At 65.5% G+C, this 16,512-nt stretch carries 13 protein-coding genes; 4 read left to right on the forward strand and 9 right to left on the reverse strand.

All coding sequences use genetic code 11. From position 1 onward, the window contains the following. Nucleotides 1-79: 79 nt before the first annotated feature. Complete coding sequence (gene putA, locus IVB19_RS06785; RefSeq protein WP_018453672.1) at nt 80-3,079, reverse strand: bifunctional proline dehydrogenase/L-glutamate gamma-semialdehyde dehydrogenase PutA; 3,000 nt, start codon at nt 3,077-3,079, stop codon at nt 80-82. Nucleotides 3,080-3,193: 114 nt separating this feature from the next. On the opposite strand from putA, the gene IVB19_RS06790 reads away from it, so the two are divergent. Continuing rightward, the gene (locus IVB19_RS06790; RefSeq protein ID WP_018453673.1) at nt 3,194-3,655 is read left to right on the forward strand and encodes an Lrp/AsnC ligand binding domain-containing protein; all 462 of its coding nucleotides are present in this window, start codon (nt 3,194-3,196) and stop codon (nt 3,653-3,655) included. A 168-nt stretch (nt 3,656-3,823) separates the two neighbouring features. Here the strand turns inward: IVB19_RS06790 and IVB19_RS06795 are convergent, their stop codons facing one another. The 4 genes from IVB19_RS06795 to IVB19_RS06810 form a co-directional block, all read right to left on the reverse strand. After that, nucleotides 3,824-4,024, reverse strand: a complete 201-nt coding sequence (locus IVB19_RS06795; protein WP_007596519.1) for a cold-shock protein — start codon at nt 4,022-4,024, stop codon at nt 3,824-3,826. A 208-nt stretch (nt 4,025-4,232) separates the two neighbouring features. After that, nucleotides 4,233-4,541 (reverse strand): SorB family sulfite dehydrogenase c-type cytochrome subunit, encoded by a 309-nt coding sequence (gene sorB / locus IVB19_RS06800; RefSeq protein ID WP_026232570.1) that lies wholly within the window; start codon nt 4,539-4,541, stop codon nt 4,233-4,235. Between the two features lie 11 nt (nt 4,542-4,552). After that, nucleotides 4,553-5,752: a SorA family sulfite dehydrogenase catalytic subunit gene (gene sorA, locus IVB19_RS06805; RefSeq protein ID WP_018453675.1), complete on the reverse strand. Its 1,200-nt coding sequence runs from the start codon at nt 5,750-5,752 to the stop codon at nt 4,553-4,555. A gap of 135 nt (nt 5,753-5,887) precedes the next feature. Then, entirely contained in the window at nt 5,888-7,621 is a 1,734-nt protein-coding gene (locus IVB19_RS06810; RefSeq protein WP_018453676.1) for an adenylate/guanylate cyclase domain-containing protein, read from the reverse strand. Between the two features lie 225 nt (nt 7,622-7,846). Here IVB19_RS06810 and IVB19_RS06815 point away from each other — a divergent pair, with 225 nt between their 5' ends. After that, the gene (locus tag IVB19_RS06815) at nt 7,847-9,412 is read left to right on the forward strand and encodes a glycosyltransferase family 39 protein (protein WP_018453677.1); all 1,566 of its coding nucleotides are present in this window, start codon (nt 7,847-7,849) and stop codon (nt 9,410-9,412) included. Nucleotides 9,413-9,605: 193 nt separating this feature from the next. Here the strand turns inward: IVB19_RS06815 and IVB19_RS06820 are convergent, their stop codons facing one another. Both IVB19_RS06820 and IVB19_RS06825 read right to left on the reverse strand, forming a co-directional pair. After that, nucleotides 9,606-10,634, reverse strand: a complete 1,029-nt coding sequence (locus IVB19_RS06820; protein ID WP_247821168.1) for a YcjF family protein — start codon at nt 10,632-10,634, stop codon at nt 9,606-9,608. Continuing rightward, nucleotides 10,631-12,100 (reverse strand): YcjX family GTP-binding protein, encoded by a 1,470-nt coding sequence (locus tag IVB19_RS06825; protein ID WP_026232571.1) that lies wholly within the window; start codon nt 12,098-12,100, stop codon nt 10,631-10,633. The genes IVB19_RS06820 and IVB19_RS06825 overlap by 4 nt, the downstream gene beginning before the upstream one ends. 184 nt (nt 12,101-12,284) lie before the next feature. Between IVB19_RS06825 and trhA the strand changes: the two genes are divergently transcribed. Together trhA and IVB19_RS06835 are read left to right on the forward strand one after the other, a co-directional pair. Beyond that, nucleotides 12,285-12,980, forward strand: coding sequence for a PAQR family membrane homeostasis protein TrhA (gene trhA, locus IVB19_RS06830; RefSeq protein WP_018453680.1), 696 nt, complete (start codon nt 12,285-12,287; stop codon nt 12,978-12,980). Nucleotides 12,981-13,036: 56 nt separating this feature from the next. Then, nucleotides 13,037-13,831 (forward strand): SDR family oxidoreductase, encoded by a 795-nt coding sequence (locus IVB19_RS06835; protein WP_018453681.1) that lies wholly within the window; start codon nt 13,037-13,039, stop codon nt 13,829-13,831. A 60-nt stretch (nt 13,832-13,891) separates the two neighbouring features. Here IVB19_RS06835 and mdlC read toward each other — a convergent pair whose 3' ends face one another. Together mdlC and IVB19_RS06845 are read right to left on the reverse strand one after the other, a co-directional pair. Beyond that, complete coding sequence (mdlC, locus tag IVB19_RS06840) at nt 13,892-15,514, reverse strand: benzoylformate decarboxylase (RefSeq protein WP_247821169.1); 1,623 nt, start codon at nt 15,512-15,514, stop codon at nt 13,892-13,894. 138 nt (nt 15,515-15,652) lie between these two features. After that, a complete protein-coding gene (locus tag IVB19_RS06845; RefSeq protein WP_018453683.1) occupies nt 15,653-16,501 on the reverse strand; it encodes an HTD2 family dehydratase in 849 nt (282 codons plus the stop codon). Nucleotides 16,502-16,512: the final 11 nt, after the last annotated feature.

A 16,512-nucleotide genomic window follows, 5' to 3' on the forward strand; every position in this document is an offset into this window, starting at 1 on the left:
CGCGCTGGAATTGGCGAGGGCCACGTCACGGCAGCATTAGACCGATGTTTCGGCGGGATGCAACGCTCCTCGCCGCGCCTCACTCATCCCCTGCGAGCAGGGCAGCATTGCCGCCGGCTGCTGCGGTGTTGATCGTCACGGTCTGCTCGGTCGCAAAGCGCGCGAGGTAGTGCGGGCCGCCGGCTTTCGGGCCGGTTCCGGACAGGCCGTTGCCGCCGAACGGCTGCACGCCAACCACGGCACCGATCATGTTGCGGTTGACGTAGATGTTGCCGATCTGGACGCGGTCGACGATCGCCTCGATCGTATCGTCAATGCGGGAGTGGATGCCGAGCGTCAGCCCGTAGCCGGTGCGCTCGATCGCTTGCAGGACGCGTTCGAGATTTTCCGCACGATAGCGCACGACGTGGAGGATCGGGCCGAACACCTCCTCGGTGAGCTGGCCGGCATCCCCAAGCTCGAAGATGTGCGGCGCCACGAAGCAGCCCTCCGGCGCGGTGCCGGCAAAGTGCAGCCGCGCCTCTCTCTTCATGCGTGCGATGTGCGCATCGAGGCGCTGCTTGGCCTCGACATCGATCACCGGCCCGATATGGGTCGCGACGTCGCTTGGATCGCCGATCTTCAACTCGCGCGCCGCGCCCGCGATCATCTCGATCATGCGGTCGGCTACGTCCTCCTGCACGAACAGCAGCCGCAGCGCCGAGCAGCGCTGGCCGGCGGAACGAAACGCCGAGGTGACGACGTCGTCCGCGACCTGCTCTGGCAACGCGGTCGCATCCGCGATCATGGTGTTGATGCCGCCGGTCTCCGCGATCAGCGGCACGATCGGCCCGTCCTTGGCTGCCAGCGCCCGGTTGATGCTGCGCGCGACCTCGGTCGATCCGGTGAAGACGATTCCACCGATATCGGGGTGCGCGGCCAGTGCGGCGCCGATGCGGCCGTCGCCAGTGACGAGGTGCAATGCGCTTGCGGGGATGCCGGCCTCGTGCAGCAGCCGCACCGCCTCGACCGCGATGCGCGGGGTCTGCTCTGCGGGCTTGGCCACCACGCTGTTGCCGGCCATCAGCGCCGCCGTGACCTGGCCGAGGAAGATCGCCAGCGGAAAATTCCATGGCGAGATTGCCACGAAGACGCCGCGGCCGCGCATGGCCAGCGCATTGCTCTCGCCGGTCGGGCCCGGCATCGCCACATCGTTGCCGAACAGCTTGCGACCCTGCGCGGCATAATAGCGGCAGAAGTCGGTGGCCTCGCGCAGCTCCGACAGCGCATCGTCGAGCGTCTTGCCGCCCTCGCGTTGCAGCAGCGCTATGAAATGGGGCGCGCGGTTCTCCAGAAGATGCGCGGCCTGCTCCAGCGCCGCCGCGCGCGTGGCTGCGGGTGTCCGGCTCCAGGCGGCAAAGCCGGCGCGCGCCGCAGCCACTGCCGCATTGGCCTGATCCGGCGTTGCGTCCGCGATCGGCTTGAGGTCGATCGTCTCGGCTTTGACCTCCGTCAGCAACCGGTCGAGCGCGGCGCGCGCGCCGAATTCGACGCCGCGCGAATTGCGCCGCTCGGGCGCGAACAGGTCGCCCGGCAACGGAATCTTGGGATGGGCCGCGTGCTGCGGCCGGACGATGGCATCCGCCGGGCGCTGCAACAGCGCCGTAACCGGCACGCGATAATCGGACGCTTGCGCCACGAAGGAGGAGTTGGCGCCGTTCTCCAACAGTCGCCGCACCAGATAGGCGAGCAGGTCGCGATGGCTGCCGACCGGGGCGTAGGTGCGGTAGGCGATGTCCGGGTGATCCTTGGCGAGCTGCTCGTAGAGCGCCTCGCCCATGCCGTGCAGGCGCTGGAATTCGAAGCCGCCGTTCGCACCGGCAAGCTCCAGCACGGTCGCGACGCTCAGCGCGTTATGGGTGGCGAATTGCGGGAAGATGCGTGGCCGCAGACTCAACAGCTTTTGAGCGCAGGCGACGTAGTTCAGATCCGTCATCGCCTTGCGGGTGAACACGGGATAGCCGTCGAGCCCGCGCTCCTGCGCGCGCTTGATCTCGGTGTCCCAATAGGCGCCCTTGACCAGCCGCACCATCAGCTTGCGGTCGTGCGCCCGGGCGAGCGCATCGACATAGTCGATCACGTCGCCGGCGCGCTTCTGATAGGCCTGGATCGCGAGGCCAAATCCGTCCCAACCGGCAAGCGAGGGATCGGCGAGCGTTGCCGCAATCACGTCGAGGGACAATTCCAGCCGGTCGGCTTCCTCGGCGTCGACGGTGAAGTTGAGATCATGGACCTTGGCGCGCTGCGCCAGGTCCAGCAGTTGCGGCACCAGCTCGGCCATCACACCGTCGCGGCTGATTGCCTCGAAGCGCGGATGCAGCGCCGACAGCTTGACGGAGATGCCGGGCCGATCGGGCAGGGGATGGCTGCCCGCCGCCTTGCCGATAGTCAGAATCGCGCTGGCATAGGCGTCGAAATATCGCCTTGCGTCGGTGGCGGTGCGGGCGCCTTCGCCGAGCATGTCGAAGGAATAGCGCTGCCTCTCGCCGGAGCGCGGCCGGGCCCGCTCCAAGGCCTGCGCGATGGTCTCCCCCAGCACGAAATGATTTCCCATCAGCCGCATCGCCTGGCGCGTGGCGGTGCGCACGGCGGGTGCGCCCAGCCGCTTCACCAGCCGGCCGATGGTGCCATCGGGCGTCTCGCCGGGCTGGATCACCCGCGCCGAGAGGCCCAATGCCCAGGCCGAGGCGTTGACCAGGAAGGCGGTGGACTTGGTCTCGTGGTGGATGAAGTCGCCCTCGCCGAGCTTGTCCTCGATGAACTGGTCGGCGGTGCGCGCGTCCGGCACGCGCAACAGGGCCTCGGCCAGCACCATCAAGGCCAGCCCTTCCTTGGTCGAGAGCGCAAATTCCCGCAGCATATCCTCGACTCCACCAAGCCGGTCGTCGCGCTTGCGGATGGCTTCGATCAGCCGCGTCGCGGTGCGATCGATCCGCGCCTCCTGCGGCGGGCCGAGATGCACAGATGGCAAAAGGCGCGCGGCGATATCGGCGTCATCGGGCGCGTAGGCGGCGGAGAAGGGAGGCGGAATGTTCGGCATGGCGTGTCCTGTGGCTTCAATTCAGGATAATGCCCACGCTACCTTAGCTCGATAGACAATTTAGCTCATTCGGCTTAGAAAATGAAGTCGCCCAGTCATTTGACCTTACGGAATATGGAATTAGATCGAACCGACCGGAAGATCCTCTCGATTTTGCAGCAGGACGGGCGAATCGCTAATGTCGAGCTCGCGGAGCGCATTGGGCTGTCGCCGACCTCGATCGGCGAACGGCTGAAGCGTTTGCAGCGAGAGGGCTTTATCGAGGGCTATGGCGCGCGGCTAAACCCGCACCGGCTCGGCCTCGGCCTCCTGGTGTTTGTCGAAGTGCTGCTCGACAAGACCACGCCCGACAATTTCGAGCGTTTTGCCCGCGCGGTGAAGCTGGCGCCCGAGGTGCTGGAGTGTCACATGGTCGCCGGCGGCTTCGACTATCTTGTGAAGGCGCGGCTGGCAGACATGGCTGCGTATCGGCGCTTCCTCGGCGAGACCTTGCTGTCGATGCCCGGCGTGCGCGAAACGCGAACCTATGCGGTGATGGAGGAGATCAAGCGCGACGCACCATTGCCGGTGGACTAACGAAGTGCCGTCGCGATTGTCATTGCTGTGGCGTCCAATGGGCGGTCTTCGCGGGCAAATAGTTCTCCCTGTGCAATCGCAACGCCTGTCGTCGAGTGCACTGACCGTTTCTAAAATTTCTTGGCCCGGCTCCCGGATCGATCCGGGAGTTAGCAAAAGCCGGCGGGCTTATACTTTGAGGTTCTCTGCGGAGCTTTTGCCTCGGTTTGCGATCTCTTCATATTCAACCGTCTGTCCTTCGTTCAGGGACGACAGACCGGCTTTCTGCACTGCCGAGATATGCACGAACACATCCTTGCCGCCCGACGCAGGCTGGATAAATCCATAACCCTTCGTCGGGTTGAACCACTTGACCGTACCTTTAGCCATCACGACTTCTCCGCGGGTCTTCCTCCGAGATCTCGAACCGCCAGTCCCCGCCAACCGGCCGGTTCGGTCCTAATACGATACGCGGAATGTGGCTGGCTTGGTAGCTCAAACCACATCGGCATTTCGGCGAATTCCGCTCAACTTCGCGGCGTTTTTGCCGGATTTGCCCTTTTCGCGGTCACTTGGTCGGCGCGCCGCGCGCCATCCGTCAATAAGTCGCGGCCAGATAATCGACGATCTTGCTGACATCGGCATCGTCGATGGGGGCGCCATAGACCTTGATCATCTTGGTCACCTCGGCCTGCCAGAAACCTTTCTTGTCCTTCATCGGCGGCTGCGTGTTGATGTAGTCGGCGGAGTGGCAGGCGCTGCAATTGCCCTGCACGACTTCGAGATTGGGCCCGAGCTTGAACGCCGCGACCTCATCGGGGGTCTTGTAATTGACCGGTGCTGCAAGTGCCGAACCCACCACGGCGGCGAGGGCGAGCGTGATGGCGAGGAAAACGGTGCGCTGCATGATCATTCCCCTCAAGCCACGGTAACGCGGACGGTTTCGACGACGTTGCGCAAGTAACCCGCCGGATTCCAGCGCGGCGTATCCGGCTGGGTTTCGCCGCCATTGCCGGTGGCGCGCACCTTGAGCTCGTGGGAGCCCGCCGCGAGCTTCACCGGCAGCGTCCATTCACGGAATGAGTATTTGCCGAGATCCTTGCCGAGCCTGGCGTTGGTCCAGGTCTTCCCGCCGTCGGTGGAGACCGCGACCTCCTTGATACCCTTGCCGCCGTCGAAGGCGATGCCGCGCAGCGTCGTGCCGCCTGCTTTCAGCTTGGCTCCGTCCGGGACGCTGGTGATGAAGGAACGGATGGTGAAGCGGTTGATCGGGATCGTCGCCTTCGGCGCGGTGCCCGGCTCGACCGCATTGTTCGGCGTGTCCGGAATGCGATAGGCCGACTTCATCCAGAACCCGTCATAGACATTGTCGACGACGGTGATCTCGTTGAGGTGCTTGACCCAATAGGTGCCGAAATAGCCGGGCACGATCAGGCGCAGCGGAAAGCCGTTGAGGAACGGCAGGTCTTCGCCGTTCATGCCATAGGCCAGCATCACCTCACCGTCGTTGGCGTGATCGATATCGAGCGCCTTGACGAAATCGGGCGTTTTGTCGCTGACCGGACCGTCCATGCCGTTGAAGGTGACCTGCTTGGCGCCGCTCTGCACGCCCGCCATCGCCAGCACGGCCTTCAGCGGCACGCCGCGCCAGCGCGCATTGCCCATCGCGCCGTTGGCGAGCTGACCGCCGGCCACGCGCGGATCCAGGAAGCCGCGGCTGTTGCCGGAGCACTGGTTGACGGCGACGATCTCGGTCGCCTTCATCTTCCTTATATCCTTCAGCGACAGCTTGAGCGGCTTGTCGACCTTGCCCTTGACCTCGAGCGTGAACTTGTCGGGGTCGAGACTGTAGGGCAGGTCGGAAAGGTGATAGCGCACGAAGAACGCGTTATTCGGCGTGATCGGGCCGTCGTTGAACACCGCGAACGGCGTCTCGAGCTGCGGCGGGCGGCTGGTCAGGCCGATCATCGGCCGCTTCTGCGGATATTTCACCAAAGGCCGTTCGCCATTGGCAAAGGGCAGGGCGACGGTGTCGAGTGCCAGCGCTTTGGTCGAGTTCAGTGCAGTCGCAACAGCGGCAAGGCCCGCTCCTTTGAGCAGGTCGCGTCGATCGAACATGTGGTCTCCTCCCGGAGCTTTTCGTTGGATCACGGTCATCACCGCGATCTCTCACTCATCTGTCGCAACGACTCAGATGAAGTCAATTCGTGCTTTCGCAGCAGGCCCATGCCGCTGCGTTGCAGCAAGCCGGTGTTACGCCGCGACGCGTTCGCCGGGATCGACGAGCGCCGACAGCTCCCTCGCGTCCGCAACCACACGCACGGCCATCGGTTCGTCGCGGCCGCGGATCGCGACCTCCTGCTGCGGCAGCGCATCGTCGGCAAGGCCGGCGGTCCGGCGGACTTCCTCCGAGACGATCGCTTCGCAGGCCAGCGTCTTGGTCATGTCCTGGAGGCGGGCCGCGACGTTGACAGCATCGCCCAGCGCCGTGAAGACGATGTGATCGCGATACCCGATGTCACCGATGATGACCTCGCCGCCATGGATGCCGATGCCGAAGCGGATCGGCTGGCGTAGATCGTGGGACAGGAGCTCGTTGAGCTCATCGATATGCCTGGCGATGCCGGCGGCGGCCTTCAGCGCCTGCCGGCAGGCGGTTTGCGGATCGGCGCTCAGTCCGAACAGCGCCAGCATGCCGTCGCCGACAAATTGGTTCGGCTGGCCGCCATTCTCGATCACAGCCTGCGAGACGGCGCCGAGGAAGCGGTTGACGATGAACACGGTGTCGAACGGCAGCCGCTTCTCGGCCAGCTGCGTCGAGCCGCGCATATCCACGAACAGGCTGACGAGATAGCGCTCCTGGCCGATTCTGGCAGGCGTCGAGGCCTGTGTGTTCGCCGAAAGCGTATGCGCGGTGAAGAGCTGGAAGAAGGAGAGATCCGACGTCGGCCGCAGCTGGCAGGCCAGCCTGATCGAGGGGTCACTGGTGCCGACACGGGTGAGCACGAACGCCTCGCGCTGCGACGGCTCGGGCAGGGCGCCATGATCGCCGATGATGCGGATGCGGCAGGTCGAGCAGCGGGCGCGGCCGCCGCAGACGCTGGCATGCGGCACATTGTGGCGCAGGCTCGCTTCCAGCACGGAGAGGCCCTTGGGGACGCGCACCGTCTTGCCGTTGCCGTAGGACAGCGCGATCATGCCGCCGCGCCGCTCGCACAGGGCGCGCGCGCCACGCGCCAGCAGCGCCAAAGCGAGCAGTCCGAGATAGCCGGCGGTGAGGCCGCCGGTGATGCGGTCGAGCATCGCGGCCTCTGCCGTGGTGCCCAGCTGGCGGCGCGTGAGATTGTGCGTCCGCCATTCCCCGTCGTCGGCCTCGACCTCGACGCTGCGGCCACCCTGGTAGACACCCAGCAGCGACAGCGTCGGGATCAGCACGGCAGCCGCGAGCAGATAGGGCGCCGCGCGCGTGAAGAACGGTTTGAGGCGAAGCCAGAAATAGATGCCGATGCAGCCGTGCACCCAGGCGATGAGAAGCAGGATCGTCATGGTCCAGATACGGTTCGACGCGACGAAGAACAGATAGAGTTCCTGCGGATAGAGTTTTTGGTGTCCGTAAAGCGTCTGACCGAGCCGCACCCCGATCACATGCGCCATGACCAGCGCGGGGATGCTCAAGCCCAGCACGAGCTGCAGCGGCTCGACCGTCCGCCAACGGAACTGCCGGCGCTGATACAACGCGTAGATGCCGAGCCCCATATGCGTGAGCGCCGCCGTGTAGAACACGATCGCAACCGGCAGGAACTGCCAGAACAGCATGTGGTAGTAGACCCCGATCTCCATGGCATCGACCGAGATGTTGCCGAGCGCATGGTTGAGGAAATGGCTGACCACATAGGCGAACAGGATGACACCGCAAACCAGCCGCACCTGGCGTACGCTGATGGCGCGGGAAAGATCGGAAAATCGTGTGGATGCGGTTGCGGCCATGATTCTGTTGTATCAGTTCATGAAGGAGAACAGCCAGCGTCGCGTTTAATTCCGGGGGTGGATAGCGCGCCCGATCACATGCGCGGCAAGCGGCCGCAATCTCCGTGTCGTCCTGGACAAGCACCCCCGGGGGCGCACGCGGATCCGGGACGACGGTACCCAACATTGACTCCCCCTCCCAGGTTGGCGAAAAGCGCCGCCGTGAGGACAGCTCCCGACATCACGATGCTCCCCGCCGGCGCGGCGCGCCGGCCGCTCGTCATGGCCGCGGCGATCATCGCCGCGATGACGCTGCTGCGCATCGTCTACGCCTCGGTCATCGAGCTGCGCACGGACGAGGCCTATTACTGGACCTGGTCGCAGGAGACGGCGCTCAGCTTCCTGGATCATCCCCCCGGCATCGCCTGGCTGATCCGGTTCGGTACTGCGATCTTCGGCGACACCACACTCGGTGTGCGCTTCGGCGGCATCGTCGCGATGCTGGTGACGCAGCTCCTGCTCGCGGACATCGTCCGCCGCCTCACTCATGATGTGCGCGCCGTCGTGCTCGCGGTGCTGATGCCGGAGGCCGCGCTCTATTACGGACTGCTGATGGCCAAGGTCGCGCCCGATGTCGCCATGATCCCGTTTGCGGTGGCAATGATGTGGTGCCTGGTGCGGCTCGCGCAGGGCGGCGACGGCCGCTGGTGGCTCGCGGCCGGCCTGTTCGCCGGGCTCGCGATGCTGTCGAAATTTACCGTGATCATGTTCGCACCGGCGGTTGCCGCCTTTCTGCTGGTGCCGGATTGGCGCTGGCGCTGGTTGCGCAGCCCCTATCCTTATCTCGCGGTCCTGATCGCAATCGCCGTGTTCTCGCCGGTCCTGATCTGGAACGTGCAGCACGACTGGGCCGCGATTCGCTTCCAGGGTGTGCGCGCCACCACCAGCTACGGCATCTCGCTCCGCACATTCGGCGACTACATCGGCCTGCAATTCGGACTGGTCGGCTTCGTCATGCTGCCGGTGGTACTGACGGGGGTGGTGCTGACGGCGTGGCGCGGCTATAGCACGCGCGAGCCGGTCGCGATTTTGCTGTCGACCGCGGTCCTGGTGCCGTTTCTCTATTTCCTGGCGAAATCGCTGACCCTCCGCGTCGGCGACACCTGGCCGATGTTCATGTGGCCGGTCGGTTTCGCCGCCGCCGCTGTCAACCTCACCATGCTGTCGCGTGAAAAATGGTCGGCGCGGATGATCAGATCGTCGCTGTTCTGGGTCAACACGGCGGTGGTCTCCGGCACCGCCTTTGTCGTCATCGTGTTCCTCTACTACGTCGCCGCGCCCTGGAATTTACTTGGCAAGATCGATCCGATCGGTGCCGAGTCCGGTTACGAGCAGGTCGCCGCGCGCGCACAGGCCGCATTGGACGAGACTGGCGCGACCTGGATCGCCACCACGGACTACCGCACCTATGCCATGATGCGCTGGCTGTTCAGGGGACGGGTGCCGGTGATCGAGATCAACGAGCGCGGCCGCTTCCAGGACTTTCGCGATCCGGGCATGGACCGGATCAAGGGCCACGTCGGCATCTATGTCGGGCGCGAGCCGGACAATCGCTCATCACTGTGGGAGAACATCCCCGCCAAGCGCGAGCCGCTCGGTCAGGTCGAGCGCCGCTGGCGCGGTCTCGTGATGGACACGTACACGCTGGAAAAGCTCACCGGCTGGACCCCAGAGCTGTCGCCGCCGAAAGACTCGCCGCTGTTCCGGTGGCGCGTGCTGGCGGGCGAGTTTGAGCGGCGTACGCTCGCCTAGCAAGGCGGCCTTCTTCCTTCTCCCCTTGCGGGAGAAGGTGGCGCGAAGCGCCGGATGAGGGGTCTCTATCCGCTAAGACGACTGCGAGAGGCGCGCGCGGAGAGAACCCCTCACCCGTCTCGCCGCTCTGCGGCGAGCCACCCTCTCCCGCAAGGGGAGAGGGGAAAACGAGTCCGCCGCGCAAGATGGCGTTCTACTCTTCCTCGTCCTTCTTCCGCAGCAGATCCGTCGCGAGGTCCGACAGCTTCGGCGGCGGCAGTGCGGCGAACGGCAACGGCCGTGTGACGTCGATTGCGGCGAGGCCGAGCCGCGCCGTCAGTAATCCATTCAGCATGCCTTCGCCCAGCCGCTGCGACAGCTTCGCCGCAATGCCGTGGCCGAGCATCTGCTGCACCAGGCTGTCGCTCGCCGCCATGCCGCCGGTGATGGCGAGATGGGCGATGACATGGCGGAGCAGGCGGATCATGCCCAGCGCGCCAGGCCGGCCGCCATAGAGGAAAGCGAGCTGGCGGATCAGGCGCAGCGACACGATGAACACAAACATCACGTCGATCGCCGCTCGCGGGCTCACCGCCGTGACGATTGAGACTTTTTGCGCGGCTGACGACACCAGCCGCCGCGCCTCGATGTCCAGCGGCGACATCAATTCGCGCTCGGCGAGCCGGATCATGTCGGCGCCGTCGATGATCTCGCCGGCGTGGCTCTCCAGGGCGGCACGGGCGCGCGCGAGCTGCGGGTTCTGATGCGCTATCTTGAGCAGATCCTGCACGATGATGCGGCTCTCCTTGCGATCGTCGCTGGCAAGAACAGCGGCTGCGCGCTGATGCAGCTTTTCGATGGTTGCTAGCCGCGCCAGCCCGAAAGCCTCGCGTCCGGTCACCACCGCGAGCGCAAGCGCGGTGATCAAGGCAAGGGCCACTCCGACGAAGCCGAGGCTGTCGCTGCGCGCAAACAGATCCTCGATCAGACGGACGACGCCGAGTCCGACCCCGAGCAGCGTCAGCCCGGCAACGCCGGACCAGAACATTGGGCCCCAGGGAAAGCCGCGCCGCGCCGGAAGCGTCGCTGCGATTGGCACCGGCAAATTCGCCGGATCGGGCTCCGGCGTGATCTGGATGGTGGTACGGCCGAGCCGGGTCGTCTCGTCGGCCTCGGTGACGACGACGCCGGGGTCGTCGAGCCGGAACGTCGCCGGTCGCCGTGGCTTCGATCGGTCGTTCATGACAATTTGTCTCCGATCAGGAACTGCAAGGCACGGTCGAGGCGGATGTGAGGCAGCGCCGGGTGGTCGGCCCCCTCACGTTCGAGCTTCGGCGGACGGAAGCGCAGGAAGCGAAAATCGCTCTTCCCGGCGGCCTCGGTCGAGAGGCCGCGGAATGCGTCGGTGCCGTTGAACAACGGCTCGGGATCCAAGGGCAGGTCGCCCGGAAAGGTTGCCACCTCGGTGCTGCCGTCGAAGAATTCGCCGCCGGCGCTTTCTCCCGCGGCGGGCGTTCCCAAGATCGACGGCAATTTGTCACGGCCATGCGCGACCTGCGCCTCGCGCGTGGCGCGGACGGCGGCGAGCGCGACGACGTCGATCGCCGCACCGGTATTTTCCGCGCGCGCAACGGCGCGGGTGACCGCGCGGCGCAGCACGGCCTCGAGCCGGTCATGGCTGGAATGATGCAGATGATCCGCCTTGGTCGCCGCGAACAGCACGCGGTCGATCCGCGGCCGGAACAGGCCGGAGAGGAATGTGCTGCGGCCGATGTTGAAGCAGTCGAGAATGCCCGCGAGTGCGGCTTCGAGATCGTGCAGCGCTTCGGGGCCGGCGTTGAACGCGGCGAGCGCGTCGGCCAGTACGATCTGGCGATCGAGCCGAGCAAAATGATCGCGGAAGAACGGCCGCACCACGACGTCCTTGTAGGCCTCATAGCGGCGCACCATCATCGCCCACAGCGATCCCTCCGGCGCCTGGCCACCCGCGGGTACGTCGAGCGGCGCAAAGGTCAGCGCCGGTGTGTCGGCGAGATTGCCCGGCATCAGGAAGCGGCCGGGCGGCAGCAGGCTCATCGCAAACCGCTCGTCGCGGCAGCCTTGCAAATAGCCCCTGAAGAGCTTTGCGGCCGTCAGCGTCGCCTGCTCGTCCTCGCGCGCCTCGGGCTTGAGCGTTGCGAGATGCGCGTGCCAATCCGCGGCAAGATGGACGCGCGGCGCCTCGCGTGACAAGGCGAGACTTTCGGCCGACCATTGCTCAAAACTCTTCTGAAGCAGCGGCAGGTCGAGCAGCCACTCGCCGGGATAGTCGACGATGTCGAGCGTCAGCGTGCGGTCGGCGCCGTTCTGGCGCTGGTAGTCGATGACGAGCCTGAGCTCGCTGATGTCGACAGTCGAGTTCGGCCAGCGCCGCTCCTCGATCAGCGCGCGCAGATGGCTCTCATAGGCAAAGCGCGGCACCGCGTCGTCCGGCTGCGGCGCCAGATGCGCCCGCGCGATCCGCCCGGATGAATAGGCCTCGAACACCGGAAACCGGCCGCCACGGGTGAGGCCGTGGATCAGCGCGGTAATGAACACCGTCTTGCCGGCCCGGGACAGGCCGGTAACCCCCAATCGTACCGTCGGATTGAAGAAATGCTCGCCGTAGTCGATCAGCGCCCGAGCCGACAGGCGCGCCTCCTCGATCATATCCTGGAAACTAAATGCCATATGAACGTTGGGAATCCCGGGCGAGGGCGGATAGGCAAAAAGGACTAATCACAAAAGTGGCAACTGCCTGAGGAAAATCAAGCTTCATACTTCCACCGTCTTTGTCGGCAAATCAGCCGTTTGAACGACGCGCCGATCCCGAAACACCCATACAAGAGGGTATTAACTCACCTTGCGGATTGCCATGACCGTCTTCCAATTGAAACAGCTCGCATCCTCCTCCGTCCACGCAGCCGCCGACGCGGTCGGCTGGCATTACGACCGCGCCGAGTTGATCGCCGACGGCGTGATCCACGCGATCGGCGTGCTCTGCGGCATCATTGCCGCGACCGTGCTGGTGGTGCTGACGGTGCTCTTTGCCGACGCGACCGACATCGTCGGCGTCTCGATCTACGTCGCCGGCCTGCTTTCGATGCTGGTGTTGTCGGCGACCTATAATCTGTGGCCAGTCTCGCCGGCCAAATGGCTGCTGCGGCGCTTCGACCATTCGGCGATCTATCTCCTGATCGCGGCGACCTACACGCCGTTCATCCTGGAGGTGAAGGACAGTGGGTTCGCGCTGGTGCTGCTCGCCGGCGTCTGGTGCGTGGCGCTCCTCGGCATCGTGCTGAAACTTCTCTACCCCGGCCGGTTCGACCGCGTTGCGGTCGGGATCTACCTAGCGATGGGCTGGAGCGGCATCATGCTCTACGATTCCGTGGTCAAGGCGCTGCCTGCGCTGGTGCTGGGCTTCGTCCTTGCGGGTGGACTGCTCTACAGCTTCGGCGTGATCTTTCATGCCTGGCGGCGGCTGCGCTTCCAGAATGCGATCTGGCACGGCTTTGTCTTGGCCGGCGCGGCGTGCCATTATACCGCGGTGCTCGACCTCGTGTTGAGCTGAGCAAGCTCCGCGAAGCGCAATAAGCCAAAACGGTACAAGACAAGAGGAGACGTCGCATGCAGGTGACCGGCAAGGTCGTGGTCGTCACGGGCGGCGCCAACGGCATCGGCAAGGCGCTGTGCGAAGCCTTTCACAAGGCGGGTGCGGCCAAGGTCGTCGTCGCCGACATGGACGCGGACAACGCGCGGGCGGTCGCGGCCACGGTGGATGGCGCGGCCTTCAAATGCGATGTCGCGCAGGAAAAGGATATTTCCCACGTCATCGAGGAGACCGAGCGTCAGTTCGGCCCGATCGAATTGTTCTGCTCCAATGCCGGCATCGGCGGCGGCTTCGACCCGATGTCGGTCAATGCCGGCGGCGCCTCGGATGAGCCCTGGCAGCGCAGCTGGGCGATCCACGTCATGGCGCATGTCTATGCGGCGCGGCATCTGATCCCGCGCATGAAGGCGCGCGGCGGCGGCTATTTCCTTAACACGATCTCGGCCGCCGGCCTGCTGTCGCAGGTCGGCAGCCCGGCTTACTCCACCACCAAGCATGCCGCGGTCGGCTTTGCCGAAAATCTCGCGATCTCGCACAAGGCGCACAACATCCGTGTCTCGATCCTCTGCCCGCAGGGCGTGGACACCAACATGCTGCGTTCGATCCCCAAAGGCCCGCAATCCGGCGACGGCGACCTCTCGCCCGAGCAGGTCGCCAAGGACGTGCTCGCCGGTCTCGATCAGGAGACGTTCCTGATCCTGCCGCACCCGCAGGTGCTCGGCTACATGCGCAAGAAGACCGAGAATTACGACCGTTGGATCGGCGGCATGGCCAAGATCCAGGCTAAGATGCGGGAAGATTTCGGGACGTAGGAAGGGGCCTGCCACGACCTCCGGTGTCGTCCTGGCTTTCGCCAGGACGACGGTCGGCCCTCAATGCTTCTGCCCGTACAGCACCGGCACCGCCGAATCCACGACCACCTCCACCAGGCTCGTCCCTTCGAATGCCATCCCGCGCTTGAGCGCCTCGCCCAGTTCGGCCGCCTTGCTCACCCGCACCGCATGGCAGCCCATGCCCTCGGCCAGCCGCACGAAATCGATCCCCGGCAACTCGAGTCCCGGCACGTTCCTCACCTGCATCACCTGGCTGAACGAGCGCATCGCGCCGTAGCCGGAATTGTTGACGACGATGATGGTGAGCGGCAGCTTGCGCTGCGCGGCGGTCCACAGCGCCTGGATCGAATACATCGCCGAGCCGTCACCGATCAGGCACACCGTGCGGCTCGTCGGCTTGCCGAGCGCCATGCCGACCGCGGCCGGCAGCGAGTAGCCGAGGCCTCCGCTCGCCATGGTGTAAAAACTGTCCTGGCCGCGCATCGGCATGAACTTTTGCATGGCCGGCCGGTGCGAGGGGATTTCCTCGACCAGCGACGCGCCGTCCGGCATCGCCTGCGACAGCGAATGCAGCAGGAATTCGACCGGCAACGGATCGCCGGCTAGCAGGGCCGGCGGCAGCGTTCGCCCCTTCGGTGCCGCGCGCTTGCTCTCCGGCAAGAGGTCGAGCAGCATTGCGAGCGCCGGCTTCATCGTCGCGATGATGCTGGTGCCGACCGGCGTCACCGCCGCGGCATCCGGGTCATCGGTGATCTGGAAGATCGTCGCGCCGCCGTCGAAGATCGCGGCATGGCCCTCGACGTGGAAGGTGAACACCGGCGCGCCGATCACGACGACGAGGTCGTGCTCGCGCAGCGCGTCCGACAATTGCGCCGGCGAGGCATGCAGGAAACCCGCGAATTGGGGATGACGTTCCGGGAACGAGCAGCGCGCCGAAAACGGGCTGACCCAGACGCTGGCCCTGGCCTTCTCGGCCACGCGCACCATCAGGTCGACCGCGCCGGCGCGATCGACGCCGGGGCCGACGACGAGGGCAGGGTGCTTGGCTGAATTGAATGCGGTGACCAGCGCCTTCATCGCGTCAGCTTCGGGCCCGATCTCGCGGCTGACCTTGCGTGCTTCGATGGGAGCGGCCGCATGCGCCCAGTCGTCGACCGGGATCGAGACGAAGGTCGGCCCGCATGGCGGCTGCATCGCGGTGTAATAGGCGCGCGCGATGGCGGCCGGAACGTCCTCGGGCCGCGCCGGCTCCACGCTGTACTTCACATAAGGCCGCGGGAATTCGGACGCACGCTCGGCATAGAGGAACGCCTGCAAGGGGAGGATCGAGCGTGCCTGCTGGCCCGCGGTGATCACCAGCGGCGTCTGGTTGCGATGCGCGGTATAGATGTTGCCGAGCGCGTTGCCGACGCCGGCGGCCGAATGCAGATTGACGAAGCCGGCATTGCGCGTCGCCTGCGCATAGCCGTCGGCCATGCCGACGGCGGAGGCTTCCTGAAGCGCGAGCACGTAGTCGATGTCGTCGGGCCAGTCGCTCAGGAACGGCAGCTCGGTCGAGCCGGGATTGCCGAATACCTTCTTGATGCCGAAGGAGCGTAGCAGGTCGAGCGTCGCCTGCTTGACGGTGACGGATTTGGTTGTGGCTTTGCCGTTCTTCACCATGGTTGCCGTTCCCTGTTGTCCATCGGCGCTGCTACCTCACCCGTCATTGCGAGCGCAGCGAAGCAATCCAGAATGCCGCCGCGGCGACAGTCTGGATTGCTTCGTCGCTTCGCTCCTCGCAATGACGAGGAGAGACCATCACCACACCGCGGTCCCCTTCATCGTCGGCTGCCCCTCCGCGTTCGCGGTCCACAGCTCCATGCCATCAGCGGTCTCGTTGGCGTTGATGGAGAACTCCGAGCCCTCGAACAGCGGCTGGAGGCCGCGATAGGTGAACTTCTTCGGCGGCTTGCCGCCGCGCAGCTTCGCCGCCATCTCGATGATGAAGGTTGCCTGCAACGGCCCGTGGAAGATCAGGCCCGGATATCCCTCGACCTTGGTGACGTAGTCGCGGTCGTAATGGATGCGGTGGCCGTTGAAGGTCAGCGCGGAATAACGAAACAGCAGCACGGGATCGGAGACATGCGTCTGGCGATGCTGCGCCTTCGGCGGCGGAGGCGGCGCCTTTGCCGGCGCGGACGTCGTCGTCATCTCGCGATAGACGATGTCCTGCCGCTCGCGGATGGCGATGCCGCGCGGCGAGGAGATGCTGTGCTCGACCGAGACGAAGCACAGCGTGCCGGTCGAGCCGGTCTTCACCTGTACGTCCGCGATGCGCGAGCTCCGCGTCGATTCGTCGCCGACGCGCAGCGGCTGCAGGAACTCGATCTCGCCGCCGGCCCACATCCGGCGCGGCAGCGGCACCGGAGGCAGGAAGCCGCCGCGGGTGGGGTGGCCGTCGGGGCCGAGCATCGACATCGGAAACACCGGCTGCGCCAGGCACCAATGCACCGTGAACGGCGCCGCGTCGCCCGGCTTGGGCGCGCCGACCTCCTGGAACAGCGTCGCACGCAGGCCCTTCACGAGCTGCGCGGTGACGGTGTCGGTGGCCTCTTCGCTGCGGCCGATCCATTGCCTGAGATGATCGATGTCGAGCTTCTCGGTCATGACGCCTCGCT

It is taken from the genome of Bradyrhizobium sp. 187 (assembly GCF_023101005.1).
GTDB lineage: Bacteria > Pseudomonadota > Alphaproteobacteria > Rhizobiales > Xanthobacteraceae > Bradyrhizobium > Bradyrhizobium canariense_D.